The organism is Rothia sp. LK2492, from assembly GCF_040946345.1.
GTDB classification, from domain to species: domain Bacteria; phylum Actinomycetota; class Actinomycetes; order Actinomycetales; family Micrococcaceae; genus Rothia; species Rothia endophytica.
The window spans coordinates 16,838-30,693 of the sequence record NZ_JAYWLX010000008.1; the positions used below are offsets into that span (position 1 = coordinate 16,838).

The 13,856-nt window shown below is 57.4% G+C and carries 12 protein-coding genes; 5 read left to right on the top strand and 7 right to left on the bottom strand.

Features of this window, described 5'->3' with window-relative positions:
* Positions 1-14 precede the first annotated feature (14 nt).
* Both ppgK and map read right to left on the bottom strand, forming a co-directional pair.
* Positions 15-851, bottom strand: a complete 837-nt coding sequence (gene ppgK, locus VVR27_RS09100; protein WP_346924263.1) for a polyphosphate--glucose phosphotransferase — start codon at positions 849-851, stop codon at positions 15-17.
* A 42-nt stretch (positions 852-893) separates the two neighbouring features.
* Positions 894-1,799, bottom strand: a complete 906-nt coding sequence (gene map, locus VVR27_RS09105; RefSeq protein WP_368548061.1) for a type I methionyl aminopeptidase — start codon at positions 1,797-1,799, stop codon at positions 894-896.
* A gap of 199 nt (positions 1,800-1,998) precedes the next feature.
* On the opposite strand from map, the gene VVR27_RS09110 reads away from it, so the two are divergent.
* Positions 1,999-2,202 carry an SPOR domain-containing protein gene (locus VVR27_RS09110; protein ID WP_346871665.1) on the top strand — a complete coding sequence of 68 codons (204 nt, stop codon included), beginning with the start codon at positions 1,999-2,001 and terminating at the stop codon, positions 2,200-2,202.
* A 137-nt stretch (positions 2,203-2,339) separates the two neighbouring features.
* On the opposite strand, the gene panB is transcribed toward VVR27_RS09110, so the two are convergent.
* The gene (panB, locus tag VVR27_RS09115; RefSeq protein ID WP_368548062.1) at positions 2,340-3,224 is read right to left on the bottom strand and encodes a 3-methyl-2-oxobutanoate hydroxymethyltransferase; all 885 of its coding nucleotides are present in this window, start codon (positions 3,222-3,224) and stop codon (positions 2,340-2,342) included.
* A 202-nt stretch (positions 3,225-3,426) separates the two neighbouring features.
* Between panB and glnA (VVR27_RS09120) the strand changes: the two genes are divergently transcribed.
* Together glnA (VVR27_RS09120) and VVR27_RS09125 are read left to right on the top strand one after the other, a co-directional pair.
* Complete coding sequence (gene glnA / locus VVR27_RS09120; RefSeq protein ID WP_346871667.1) at positions 3,427-4,767, top strand: type I glutamate--ammonia ligase; 1,341 nt, start codon at positions 3,427-3,429, stop codon at positions 4,765-4,767.
* 93 nt (positions 4,768-4,860) lie between these two features.
* Positions 4,861-8,046, top strand: coding sequence for a bifunctional [glutamine synthetase] adenylyltransferase/[glutamine synthetase]-adenylyl-L-tyrosine phosphorylase (locus VVR27_RS09125; RefSeq protein WP_368548125.1), 3,186 nt, complete (start codon positions 4,861-4,863; stop codon positions 8,044-8,046).
* Positions 8,047-8,055: 9 nt separating this feature from the next.
* On the opposite strand, the gene VVR27_RS09130 is transcribed toward VVR27_RS09125, so the two are convergent.
* The 3 genes from VVR27_RS09130 to glnA (VVR27_RS09140) form a co-directional block, all read right to left on the bottom strand.
* Positions 8,056-9,069, bottom strand: coding sequence for a GNAT family N-acetyltransferase (locus tag VVR27_RS09130; RefSeq protein WP_368548063.1), 1,014 nt, complete (start codon positions 9,067-9,069; stop codon positions 8,056-8,058).
* A 59-nt stretch (positions 9,070-9,128) separates the two neighbouring features.
* A complete protein-coding gene (gene budA / locus VVR27_RS09135) occupies positions 9,129-9,881 on the bottom strand; it encodes an acetolactate decarboxylase (protein ID WP_368548064.1) in 753 nt (250 codons plus the stop codon).
* 139 nt (positions 9,882-10,020) lie between these two features.
* Positions 10,021-11,445 (bottom strand): type I glutamate--ammonia ligase, encoded by a 1,425-nt coding sequence (gene glnA / locus VVR27_RS09140; RefSeq protein WP_368548065.1) that lies wholly within the window; start codon positions 11,443-11,445, stop codon positions 10,021-10,023.
* 274 nt (positions 11,446-11,719) lie between these two features.
* Between glnA (VVR27_RS09140) and VVR27_RS09145 the strand changes: the two genes are divergently transcribed.
* Both VVR27_RS09145 and VVR27_RS09150 read left to right on the top strand, forming a co-directional pair.
* The gene (locus VVR27_RS09145; RefSeq protein ID WP_368548066.1) at positions 11,720-12,181 is read left to right on the top strand and encodes an RDD family protein; all 462 of its coding nucleotides are present in this window, start codon (positions 11,720-11,722) and stop codon (positions 12,179-12,181) included.
* Between the two features lie 10 nt (positions 12,182-12,191).
* Positions 12,192-12,935 carry a hypothetical protein gene (locus VVR27_RS09150; RefSeq protein ID WP_368548067.1) on the top strand — a complete coding sequence of 248 codons (744 nt, stop codon included), beginning with the start codon at positions 12,192-12,194 and terminating at the stop codon, positions 12,933-12,935.
* A gap of 84 nt (positions 12,936-13,019) precedes the next feature.
* Here VVR27_RS09150 and VVR27_RS09155 read toward each other — a convergent pair whose 3' ends face one another.
* Positions 13,020-13,769 carry a DUF4191 domain-containing protein gene (locus VVR27_RS09155; protein ID WP_368548068.1) on the bottom strand — a complete coding sequence of 250 codons (750 nt, stop codon included), beginning with the start codon at positions 13,767-13,769 and terminating at the stop codon, positions 13,020-13,022.
* Positions 13,770-13,856: the final 87 nt, after the last annotated feature.

Sequence of the window (13,856 nt, forward strand, 5' to 3'; positions counted from 1 at the left end):
CGGTAGGGTGTGCTCTAGGCTGCGCGGCGTGCTTGTTCGGACGGCATGCCCGCTGCCCACACCGCAGCACCAACTATTCCAGCGTTGTTACGCAACTCGGCCATGACGATAGGAGTGCGAACATCTTCTTCGAAATAGGGCAGGAACTTCTCGGGATTCTTTGAGATACCGCCGCCGATAATGAAGAGGTCGGGGGTGAAGAGCATTTCTACGTGGGTGAAGTAGCGGTGTAGGCGCTTGCCGTACTTTTTCCACGACAGTTCGTGCGTTTCACGAGCGCGGGCGGACGCCTGGGTTTCAGCGTCATGCCCATCGATTTCCAGGTGACCCAGCTCGGTGTTGGGCACCAGTTGGCCATTGATAATGAGCGCTGAACCGATCCCGGTGCCCAGCGTGATAACAGCAATCAGCCCTGGCTTGTCTCGGCCCTGGCCGTAGATAGCCTCAGCCAGACCAGCGGCGTCCGCATCATTGAGGGCATACACCTTCCGCCCGTCCAGCGCGGCGCTCATAATGCCCTCAAGGTCAGCACCGATCCAGGTCTCATCAACGTTGGCTGCTGAGAGGGTTACGCCGTTCTTCACCACGGCTGGAAAATCAATGCCGATTGCTGAATCGGGTGCCGGAGCTAGCTCCCTGCCCTGTAACTCATCCACAATTTCACGTACCACAGTCGCACAGGCCTCAGGAGTGGCGGGTTGCGGGGTGGGAATGCGGAAGCGTTCGCCCACCAGGTTGCCGGTGCGGGTATCCACCACACCGCCCTTCATGCCGGTGCCACCAATATCGATACCGATGGCCAGGTCGTTGGGTTTTGGTGCAGGGATTTCAGCGGTGATTGTCTCGCTCATGAGCGCTCCTTAGGGCGGGTTTTTCTGATAAAGGTCTAGCTATTAGGGGAGGGTGAGGATGTCTACGCCATCTGAGGTGACGACCATGGTGTGCTCGAACTGAGCTGAACGCTTACGGTCACGGGTCACCACGGTCCAGTCGTCCTCCCACATGTCCCATTCGATGGTGCCGAGGGTGAGCATGGGTTCAATGGTAAAGATCATACCCTCCTCAATAACGGTGTTGTAGGCGGGGGCGGCGTCGTAGTGGGGAATGATGAGCCCGGAATGGAACTCGCGCCCCACACCGTGGCCAGTAAAATCGCGCACGACGCCGTACCCAAAACGGGCGGCGTACTTTTCGATGACGCGGCCAATAATGTTGATTTCGCGTCCGGGCTTAACCGCCTTCATGGCGCGGTTCAAAGCCTCTTCGGTGCGTTCTACCAGTAAGCGGGATTCCTCGTCCACGGTGCCCACCAACAGGGTGCGGTTGGTGTCGCCGTGCATATCGTTCAGGTATGCGGTGACGTCTAGGTTGAGGATATCCCCGTCCTCTAGCACGGTGGAGTCAGGAATACCGTGGCAGATGACCTCATTGAGAGAGGTGCAGACGCTCTTGGTGAAGCCTCGGTAGTCCACGGTGGAGGGGTAGGCGCCGTGATCGCAGATGTATTCGTGCACCAGCACGTCAATCTCGTTGGTGGTGGTGCCGGGGACGGCAATTTTTTCAGCCTCCACGATAGCACCGGCAGCGATTTTGCCAGCTGCACGTACCAGCTCAACCTCTTCGGGGGTGTAGAAGTTAGAGCCTTGGCCCTCGTTGGCTTCAGCCTTACCCACGTATTCAGGGCGGATAATATGGGCTGGCACCGGGCGCTGGGGGGCAACAACACCTGGGGTGAGTACACCGACCGGAGCTTTACCGGGCTCAGCAGGTAAATTGTGGGAGGAAGTGATAGTCGACATGGTTTCAATGGTAGTCGCCAGCCACGCCACCTGCCCAACAGTGTCCGCCCGGCGCATGTGCAGAAACTGTATTTTTTGCCGTCTTGACCCAGCGATACCGGTCTGGCCAGTGGTTCGCCCCTGGTGGTTGACGTACCGGGGGAGTAAACTACTAAGGTAAGCTCGCTCACGCAAACACCGATTACTTTTAGGAGGACCAATGCCGCTCGACGGTCTCACACCCGGCCCCCACGCCACAGAGTTCTATTACAACCTCAAAACCGGGCAGGTAGAAGAAGGTCAGCAATCCCCGGTTAAGGATCTATGGGGCCCCTTCAACACCCGCGAAGAAGCCGCTAACGCTATGGAGTCCGCCCGTAAGCGCAACGAAGAACTAGACGCCCAGAAGGACGGCTGGTTCTAAACCAACTAGCCCAAAAGTCAGGGGTGCCGCAGCTGTATTTTCGCCGGCTGGCTCGGGGCGAGCGCCCCGCGCGAGCCCTAAGAGGGACTACCGGTGAAAATACACCTACAGCACTGTTAAAATCTGCTCCGTTGGTCTTAGCTGTCGAAGCGGTGTTCCGGGGCAGGGTAGGCGCCTGAACGGACGTCCTTTCGGTAGGCTCTAGCCCCGTCAGTGAGTGTTTCAAAGAGATTAGCGTACTGCTTAACGAAGCGTGCCATTTTGCCGTCCCGCAGACCGAAAGCGTCCTGCCAGACCAATACCTGCCCGGATGTTTCAGCACCGGCGCCGATGCCGATGATGGGGACGCGAACCGCCCGGTTGATGGAGGCTGTAACATCGCTACGGGTCATTTCCATGAGCAGACAAAAAGCGCCCGCTTCTTCGAGAGCCAGCGCGGTTTCCTGCAGAATATCCCCACCGGCGCGCCCCTGCACGCGGAAGCCGCCCAAGGCATGTTCAGACTGGGGGGTGAAACCAATATGAGCCATTACGGGGACGCCGGCGGCTACTAGAGCTCGCACATGGTCCACATAGTGGGCGGTCGCTTCCATCTTGATGGCGTGCGCCCCGCCCTCTTTCATAAAGCGAACCGCGGTGGCGACCGCCTGAGCTGGGCTTTGCTCGTAGGAGCCAAAGGGAAGATCCGCTACCACCATAGCGCGCTGAGCGGCGGTGGAGACCGCCTTGACCAGCGGAATCATTTCATCAACCGTGATGGTGAGAGTCGATTCATGCCCCAGCACATTATTACCCGCTGAGTCACCAATCAGGAGAATATCGATACCAGCCCGGTCAAAAATAGTGGCGGTCAGAGCATCATAGCTGGTGAGCATAGCAAATTTTTCGCCGGCGTCCTTAGCCTGTTGCAGGTGCACAGTGCGCACTTTTTTAACGGCTAGCACGCTGCTCTCTTCAGTTGCTGTAGCGGCGGCAGCTACCGGAGTCCCGGCGCTGTAAGGGGCGGTTTCTTCGTTAAACATACCCTCTACTGTATCGACCCCTGCGGCCCGTGCAAGCCTGACCCTCGAGCAATATCTCGAACGGTGAAAGTTTTGTTTAAAGCAGGTTACGGCACCCCAGGGATTACTGATGTGCTCTCAGCTCTGGCGTACAGTTAAGGGCAGGATGTATCTTCCGTATCACGGTGGCTAGACGCTGCCGTCCGCGAGAAAAAGGACAGTTATGGATCGTCAGCAAGAGTTTGTTTTGCGCACCATTGAAGAACGCAACGTGAGGTTCGTTCGCCTGTGGTTTACGGACGTCGTGGGGCAGCTCAAATCGGTTGCTATCGCCCCTGCTGAGGTCGAGAGTGCCTTTGATGAGGGCATTGGCTTTGATGGTTCTTCTATTGAGGGCCTGTCCCGTATCTACGAGTCCGATATGCTCCTGCAACCTGACCCCTCTACCTTCCAACTGTTGCCCTGGCGCGGCGATGAAGAGCCCACCAGCCGCATGTTCTGCGACATTCTCACACCGGATGGCGAACCCAGCGCTTCAGATACCCGCGGTGTGCTGAAGAATGTGCTGTCTAAAGCTGCTGGCATGGGCTTTACTTGCTACACCTCCCCGGAAATTGAGTTCTACCTACTCAAATCTAAGGACCTGGGAGCCAGCGGTTTCCCAGAACCCGTTGACTCCGAAAGCTACTTCGATCACACCCCGGGCGGTGTGGTGCAGGACTTCCGCCGTAAGGCAGTAACTACCCTGGAAGAAATCGGTATCTCGGTGGAGTTCTCCCACCACGAAACCGGGCCTGGGCAAAACGAAATTGACCTGCGCCACGCCGATGCTTTGCAAACCGCCGATAACATCATGAGCTTCCGCACCGTCATCAAAGAAGTAGCGCTGTCCCAGAGAATTTACGCCACCTTCATGCCCAAGCCCTTCACCGAACATGCAGGCTCGGGTATGCACACCCACTTCTCCCTCTTTGAGGGCGACACCAACGCTTTCTTTGAGGCAGGAGCCGAATTCCAGCTCTCCCGCACCGCCAAGCACTTCATCGCCGGCGTCCTCAAGCACGCCCCCGAGTTCACCTCGGTCACCAACCAGTTTGTGAACTCCTACAAGCGTCTTTGGGGTGGCGGTGAAGCTCCTTCCTACGTCTCCTGGGGTCACAATAACCGCTCGGCCCTGGTGCGTGTGCCCCTCTACAAGCCCAACAAGATGCAATCAGCGCGTATGGAGTACCGCGGTATTGATTCTGCCGCTAACCCCTACCTCGCCTACGCCGTCATTCTTGCCGCAGGTCTGAGGGGTATCGAGAACGAATACGAGCTGGGCGGTGCAGTGACCGAGGATATCGCCGCAATGGCAAGCGCTGAGCGCCGTGCCATGGGCTACCACGCTCTACCCACCTCCCTACACGATGCCATCCTGCGCACCGAAGAATCTGAGTTCATGGCCGAAACCCTCGGTGAGCAGGTCTTCGAACAGTTCTTGCGCAACAAACGACAGGACTGGAACGCCTTCCGCGCTGAAGTCACCCCCTACGAACTCAAAAACAACCTGGGGATTCTCTAACCCCGCCCGGCGCAGCCCTGCCCGGGGCTGCACCTCACCTTTAACCTCAGCAGCCCGGCCCCAAGGAGTCCAGTACCGGTGACCACCCCGAAGATGCCAGAAGCAGCAGAAACACCTGAAGAAGCAACCCGCCGGGCTGACCAAGAACGCAAGGCGCACCTACGCCTCTTGCGTGAAATGACCTCAGTTGGTTTCTACGATGCTGGGAAGAGTGAACGCTGGCTCAGGTGCCGGGAACTAGAAACAGTGGACCAACAAAAACTCTTTGAGGGGCTGCGCCTTTCTCCCTCACCCGATATCGCTCTCCCCGCCTTGGTACGACTCATCGAGCGCGCCCCAGAGGTAGTTTCTCTGGCCAATCAGGGAGCTGAGGCCGCTCCGCTGTACCGGTTACTGGGAGGATCAGAGGCACTGGGTGAATTTCTGGTCCGCCGCCCAGAGCACACTGACCTCCTGCTGTCATCGTCCGAGATTCTTGAGACTGTAGGCTTTGAAGCGGCTGAAGCGCCGCCATCCCTGTTGCCTGAAACTGACGGTGAGTTCCTGACCCCCATCGCACCCCTGGATACGTTTCATAGAAATCGCCTGTTACAGGCTGTTGGCGCTGACCCCGAGGCAGCAACCCCGGTCGCCCAGCTAACCGGCAAGGACGCCTGCATCGCCCTCAGGTCCGCTTATAGACGCCATCTGACCGCCCTCGCCATTGCTGACCTGACCGCCTACGCACCAGAACAGCTCATGCCCATCGTGGGCAGAAACCTGGCAGATTTGGCCGCAGCTGCCCTCGAAGCAGCACTGGCGATTGCTCGAGCTGAAGTTGCTGAAAGTCGCGGGCCCCAAGCCGTTGCCGCCGTTGAGCTAGCAATTATCGGTATGGGTAAATGCGGGGCTAGGGAACTCAACTACATTTCAGATGTTGATGTGGTCTACACCGTGGCTCATGCGCCGCTGAGCGACCTGCCAGAGAATTTCAAGCCCCTGACCGAAAATGAGCTGACCACCATCGGCTCAGAACTGGTCCAGGCGCTGACCAAAGCCATTATGGCACCGGCCCCAGAACCCGCGCTTTGGGAGGTAGACGCCAACTTACGCCCTGAAGGTAAGGACGGCGCGCTGGTACGCACCGTGGAGTCGTACGTGAGCTACTACAAGAGATGGGCAGAAAACTGGGAGTTCCAGGCGCTGCTCAAGGCCCGTCCCATCGCTGGCACCCCCGAGCTAGGCGTTCGTTGGGCTCGCGCGATGCGCCCTTTTGTCTGGGAATCTGCCGGAAGAGAATCCTTTGTGCAATCGGTGCAGAGCATGCGCGGGAGAGTCACCGATAACATTCCCGCAGCTGAAGTTGACCGGCAAATCAAACTAGGCCCCGGTGGATTACGTGACGTCGAATTCACCGTGCAGTTGCTGCAACTGGTGCACGGGCGGACCGATGAAACCGTTCGCACCCAAACCACCACAGACTCCATCGCGGCACTGGCACGTGCCAGCTACATCAGCCGCACAGACGGCCACGACTTCGCAGAAACCTACGCCGCCCTGCGCGTTATGGAGCATCGCATCCAGTTGCTTTACATGCGACGCACCCACCTCATGCCCGCTAAGGAGAGCGACCGGCGGGTGCTGGCGCGTAGCCTCAGCTCACCGGTAGCCGTGGGCAACCTGACTGAAGAGAAGATGCTTAAAAACTGGCAGAGCATCAAACGCACCGTCAAGGGTCTGCACGAACGTCTCTTCTTCCGTCCCCTGTTGGCAGCCGTTGCCAACCTGTCGACGGATGAGGTCGCCCTCAGCCCCCAGGCAGCTGCCGACCGCCTGGCCGCACTGGGCTACAAGGACCCTAAGCGGGCTATGACGCATATTGAGGCACTGACCAAGGGGCTACGTCGTTCAGCCGAAATTCAGCGCACCCTCATGCCGGTGTTGCTGGGCTGGTTCGCTGCTGGGGTAGACCCGGACGCCGGGCTTTTGGGGTTCCGTCGAGTCAGCGAATCTCTGGGCGGCACCCCCTGGTACCTGCGTATGCTCCGCGACTCACCGGCCGCAGCTGAACGGCTCTGCGCCCTGCTGTCCAGCTCCCGGTTCATTACCGACCTGCTGGAAGACACTCCTGAGCCCATTGCCTGGTTGGACAAAAAGGATGACCTCAAGCCCAGATCAGCAGAGGCCATCAGCGGTGAAATGACCTCACAGCTCACTCGCCACACCCAGGTCAGCGAAGCCATTCGTGCGGTTCGTATGGCCCGCCGCCGCGAGATACTGCGCATAGCTATGGGTGAAGCGCTGGGACTCAACGATATTTATCAGGTGGCCCGCGGGCTAGCCGACATTGACCGTGCCGCTATCCAAGCAGCCCTGACCTTGGCAGAGCGGGAACTGGCCAACGCAGGAACCGAACAGCTGACCGATGTGGCCGTCATCGCGATGGGCCGGCAGGGTGGAGCCGAAATCGGCTACGGTTCAGATGCTGACCTGATTTATGTGCACCAGCCCCGACAGGGCACTGACGAGAGGCAGGCGCAAACCCAAGCAGTTGAACTGGTGACCCGAATGGTTGCCCTGCTCAAACAGCCCTGCACCCCAGCAATACGTGCTGAAAAGGTCCTGGAAATTGATGCTGACCTCCGCCCCGAGGGCAAACAGGGGGCGATGGCGCGCTCGCTGGAGTCCTACCGCGAATACTACGAGCGTTGGGCTGATACCTGGGAGTTCCAGGCGCTCTTGCGGGCACGGCCTATTGCCGGCAGCGAGCGCGTGGGGCAGGCCTTCGTCCAGCTCATCGCGCCTTACCGCTACCCTGCGTCCTTCGATGCAGCCAAAGTAACGGAGATTCGCCGCATGAAAGCCCGCGTTGAAACCGAGCGTATGCCGCGTGGGGCTGATAAGAACCGCCAGCTCAAGCTGGGCCGCGGTGGTCTGACGGACGTTGAGTGGCTGGTGCAGCTTTTGCAACTTCAGCACGCTCATGCTCACCCCGAACTGCAAACCACCGGCACTATTACTGCTTTGATGGCGATGGTGGAGGCTGGTTTGGTGTCGGCTGAAGACGCTGAGGTGTTGCGCACTGCCTGGGAGCTGGCGACCAAGATTCGCGGTCTCAATGTGTTGCGCACCGGCCGAGCAACGGACACCCTCACCACGGTGCGTTCAGACCTTGAAGCGATTGCCCGCTGGTGCGGCTACCCGCCGCATAGTGCCCGTGATTTAGAGGAAGATTATCTACGGACCACCCGCCAGGCTCGGGCGGTTTACGAGAGGCTGTTTTATCCCGCCACGCCTTAAGGGTGTTCTCTACTCCTGTTTTTCGAGCATCTGACACAGCTCAAGACCCTGGTAGCCTAGCGCCCTGTTGACGGCGTACATGGCGAGGTTCTCTGCATCCACCCAGGTGGTGACCGCTGAAAAGTTGCTCACGCCTTCAAGGACATGCCAGTGATTGTGCAGTTTCAGGGGTAGACTCAGACCCAACCCACGGTACTTTCGCAAGATATAGGTGTCATCCTGTTCCAGCTCCGTCGAATCGCTGGAGCTATAGATCAGGGTGTAGCCAGCTAGAGCACCATCAGGTGCTTGAACTGCTGAAACCCACTGGCAGTTGCCTCTAGCACTCACCCGTTGGTCATGGGAACGGACTTCCTGAACCGACCATACCTTGGGAGCTTTGACCGATTGGCCGGTGGGCACGTCCACTTCCATATTGGTCCGTAGCTGAGCAAATTCTTCAAGATACTCCGCGGGTGTAGCCCCCTGCCAGCTGATGAGATTGAAGCCTTCAGGCAAGCCGCTAGCCGGGGAACTGCCGAGACCGTCCTGCAAGGCCTCACGCGTCAGTTGCATGTGCTCTTCTTCGTGGACAAGAGAAAACCCTAGGGACTGAGCAAAGAGGTGGCCAGGCCAGGTTTTTGCTTGTCCGAAAGGTGGGTAGGCTTCGCCTGATATTAAATATGGCGTTGAGAGCAGTTCATCGGCACAGTGGCGGTAGATAGCGCTACCGATTCCCTGACGGCGGTAGTCCGGTAAAACCTCAATGTTGAGCTCTAGATTCCTTTGGCCTTCGTCGTCTGAGATTTCGGCTGATGCCACGCCAAGGAGCTTAACGTCGAGATAAGCCCCGTAGAGCTTAGTGGCGTCTGGGTCTTCGAGGGATCCGAAGTAGCTGCGTAGGCCGTCGAGGGTCCAGACACTAGGGTTGTTTCTGCCGTGGGACGCTGAGGCTTTGAGTACACGATGGTAGTCGGCCAGCATCTCGTCCTGACTAAAATCAAGCGGTGTGATGGTGATAGGGCTGTTAATCTCTGCGGTCATCAGTGCTTCCTTTGTAACGAGCTTTGGCTGACGTGGTTTTGGTGCGGGGGCATTCTTTGTTATGCGTGTTTTTCTGCCTTAGAGATCTGCTCCGCAAGGTCTTCGGGTGAAAGATCCGCTGCTGAGAACTCTGCAGTCAGTGGCAGGTGCAGGCTCAAATCGGTGCCGATACAGATTTCAACGTAGGCGTTATCCAGTTTGAAGTCAATGACGTGCCCGCCCCGCTCGTGCGCATCATCAATGAAGTGGGCATGGCAGCCGGGCACCCCGATTCCCTGCTCGTAGATGGGCGTACGGAAGCCAACGATGGTTCCTCGTACCCGGTCGAACTGCACGATGTCATCATTCTCGGTGGCGTCTACCATCTTGGGGTAGGGCTTTTCCTGCTTCTGCACGGTGCGGGTACGGATCCATTCGAAGTCGCCCACAATCTTGATGGCGTACATGTAATTCTTTGAGACCGTGAAATCGTCAAGAACCTGAGAAGCCGATCTACGAATGATGTTGTTGGGCAAGCCTCTTCGGATGGTGGGTACGAAATTCATCACCACGGCAAAGGGTGTCTTCTGATCCAGGCTAGCTGGCTCTACGCTGCCGTCGTGGCGCATCTGGTAGCAGTTACCGTCCAGCACCACCATCTCCCCGTCCAGTCCGTTGAAGGTGCCCACACCAAAGTTGCCGTGGCCCAGGAGTTCACCGATGGTCATTTCGCCATCGTAGATCCCGTCAAGCAGCTGTGACATCAGCCCGGTCTGGAAAACCTCATTGCGGTAAACGGTTTCGCCGTTGAGCTGGGTGGGAGAGTAAGCCACGGTTTCTCTTCTTTCGGTGGGAGTGGTAACTACTTTTTCTACGGTACCGTCTACCCCGCCTGAGAGGGTTAAAAACACGCCCCGCGCCGGATTCATTACCGGTGCGGGGCGTGGTCATTCAAGAGGAAACTAGGCGGTTTTAGACGCCGTAGTACATCTGGTATTCCAGGGGGTGGGGGACCAGCAGCAGGGGAGCAAGCTCATTGGTGCGCTTGTAGTCAATCCAAGCCTGGATGAGATCCTGGGTGAAGACGTCGCCGGCCAGCAGGAAGTCGTGGTCGGCTTCCAGGGCCGCTAGGGCTTCTTCAAGGTTGGCAGGTGCCTTCTTGATGTCTGCTGCTTCTTCAGCGGGCAGCTCGTAGAGGTCCTTGTCGATGGGTGCGGGGGGTTCAATGCGGTTACGGATACCGTCCAGGCCTGCCATCAGCTGAGCAGCAAAGGCCAGGTAGGGGTTGGATGAGGGGTCTGGCGCACGGAATTCAAGACGCTTAGCCTTGGGGTTGGTGCCGGTGATGGGGATGCGGATACCAGCAGAGCGGTTACCCTGCGAGTAGACCATGTTGATGGGTGCTTCGTAACCGGGAACCAGACGCTTGTAGGAGTTCACGGTGGGGTTAGTGAAAGCCAGAACCGATGAGGAGTGCTCAATCAGACCGCCAATGTACCAGCGGGCGATATCTGACAGACCTGCATAGCCGCGCTCATCGTAGAAGAGGGGCTCGCCGTCCTGCCACAGGGACTGATGGCAGTGCATGCCGGAACCGTTGTCACCGAAGACAGGCTTAGGCATGAAGGTGACAGACTTGCCCCACTGGTCAGCGGTGTTTTTGATGACGTACTTGAATTTGAGCAGGTCATCGGCTGCCTGGGTAAGGGTTGAGAACTTGTAGTTAATCTCAGCCTGACCAGCAGCACCTACCTCGTGGTGGGAACGCTCGACTTCGAGACCTACCTCATCCAGAGCAACGCACATAGCATCGCGTAGGTCAGCCTGCTTGTCCACGGGGGAAACGGGGAAGTAGCCCCCCTTGGTGAGGGTCTTGTTGCCCAGGTTGCCACCCTCTTCCTTGCGGCCTGAGTTCCACGGAGCTTCATCAGAGTCAATCTTGAAGAAGGTGGACTGAGGGGTGACCTCGTAGCGGACGTCCTCAAAGACAAAGAATTCAGCTTCTGAGGCGAAGAAAGCGGTGTCAGCGATACCGGTTGACTTCAGGTATTCTTCAGCGCGCTCAGCAACGCCGCGGGGGTCGCGGTGGTAGGACTCACCGGTACGGGGGTTCACAATTGAACCGGTAATAATCAGGGTCTTTTCAAGGCGGTAGGGGTCAACATAAGCACTCTTGGGATCAGGGATCAACTGCATGTCCGATTCAGCAATGCCCTGGAAGCCGCGGATTGATGAGCCGTCAAACATCTGACCGGTAATGAAGAAGTCCTCATCTACCGCCTTAGCTGGCAGGTTGAAGTGCTGCTGAACGCCGGGCATATCGCAGAAACGGATATCCACGAAACGGATTTCTTCATTTTTGATGAAGTCTAAGACTTCCTGAGCAGTAGTGAACATAGTCGGTTGTTCTCCTTGACGTGTGTCGACCGCTAAATGGTGCGCTGGTGCAGCGCCCTATATTGGTACCAGCCTAGGCTGGCTCTTTTGCCCGCGAGTATCGGCTTTGTTTCACTCATGTAACAGGATGAACCCTGTATGAGCGTGAGGTAAACATAGGCCGGTGTGCGCTAACTCTTCTATTTTAGATAAAATCTCGGGCTGGCGTGGGATACAAACCACATGCTGGGTCGCCTATTCGAAGGTAGGCAGGTGCGGAAGGTATTCTGGAGCAGTGGTTAGTAGAAAAGATATGGGCTCCTGGATTGATGGAGCGCCGACTGAACAGCTGTACCCGGGCCAGGATATGGGGCGCCCACAGCGGGGCCCCGGTGCCCTCGCCCGCCCCATGCGCCGTCTTATTGCCTTCTGCCTTGACTGGTTCCTGATAGAAGGTGTTTTTTGGGCCCTTTCCCAAGGCCCCCTTTCGGGCGTCAATACGGCCCTGGTTGATAGCGCTCAGCTAGTTATTTTTTGGCTCTATCTGGTATCTGCTGTTGGCTTTATGGGGCACACAGTGGGGCACTTCGCCTTGGGAATGCAGGTTCAGCGGCTGGACGGGCAACCCGCTGGTTGGCTTACTGCCTTGATCCGACAAAGCATGGTGATGCTGATTCTTCCCGTAGTTATTATGGACGCTGACCATCGAGGCTTGCACGACCGCGCACGTCATACCGTCCTCACCATGATTCGCTAAGGGAGCTGACATGACACCAGAGAAGACCTCAGAGCCCGATGAATACTCAGGCACCGCCCAAACCGGCTCGTCCTCAGCGCCAATCAGCCCAGCTAACAGTGATCCAGCCCTCCCCAGCTTTCTCACTCACCCGAAAAAGGTAGACCGATGGCTACTGACAGCGCTGGGCCTTATCACGGTCTATTCATTGGCGCTCATCCCCCTTCGAGCCTATCTGCTCATTAACCACACCTTCCTCTACACACTACTGACCGGCTCTAGTCTTTCGGTCCTCAGCCTTGCAGCCCGCACCCCCAGTCAGCCCCTGCTCTGGGCCGGGCTCGTGACCGTTGCTGCTCTCAGTGCAGTGAAATTCCCGGTGGTTTACTTCTTCATGGGGAAACACTGGGGGCAGGCTTTCCTCGACTGGATCTTCGCTAGCCACACCCCACTCTGGTATCGCAAACTTGAAGGTTTTGTGCAGAGGCACATCTATTTCTGCCTCTTCCTTGCCTTTCTGCCCTTTTCGCCGATACCTGCTACCATTCTGGTGGCCATAGCAGGGATCCGCAGGTTCAAGGGCTGGGCTATTGCAGGCTACGTTTTTCTATTGGCGCTTTTACTCAAGTGCTTCTATCTTTACCTGGGAGTTACTTTCGGTGAAGAGATTAAGCCGGTGCTGATGACGATTGACCGCTACATGATGCAAGCAACTCTGGCCCTGATGGCCTACATGTTCATCGTGGTTTGGTATAAGAACCGCAAAAAATCTTAGGGCAAGAGCAATATGCAAAAAGCCCCCTCTTGCTGAGGGACTGTCAGACAATCTCTAGCAAGAGGGGGCTTTATTTCAAACTATTTAACGCATGCCCTTGCGGTCTGGGCGCATACGCATGGGGTCGATGCCCTTGGGCAGTGCGCTCATGATGTTGTTGTGCTTACCCAAAGAATCGATGCGGTTAGCTACCTGGTGCATTTCCTGCTGGGTGAGCTGCTTGGGGAGCTTGTTGAGGGTCTTCGTTAGCTTCTTGAGCCCGACCTGGCCCTCATCGTTACCTGAGTTAACCACGTGAATGGGAACGGTGGGCACAATCTTCTTGTACTTCAGCTTTTCCTTCTGAACAAGGGGGGTAACACGGCTGGTGGGGCCTTCGGTAACAAGGACGATGCCGGGGCGGCCGATGGCGCGGAAGATGACGTCCTGAGACTTGTTGGCGGCAACGGGCTGCTGCTCAAAGATCCAGCCGCGACGCAGGGTAGAGAGAGCGGCGCCGGAACGGCCAGGCTGGCCATCAAGCTGGGCGAACGCTGCTTTTTCTGCGCGACGTGAAAGCACCATCACTGCAAAGAGGATGCCCAGAGGGATACCGATGAGCAGGAAGGTAATCCAGTTGTTGAGGAGCAGACCGATGAGGAGGAAGACCAGTACTGTTCCGAAGAAGATGAGAGCGAGGGTCCAGGGGATGTTGGGGTCTTGCTCGCGGGTCATTTTATAGACCTGCTTCATCTGAGCAAACATGCCAGGGCCGCGCTTAGCGCGGCGCTCGGCGCGAGCCTGCTTCTTTTCTTCACGAGTCTGTGCGCGGGTGCTGCCACGAGATTCAGCCACTGGGTAATCCTTCGTGTGTCGATTTTGGGCGCTCCGCTAGATGAGGGGCAACGCCGTAACTTTTCCATTCTATACGGGCAGTGCCCA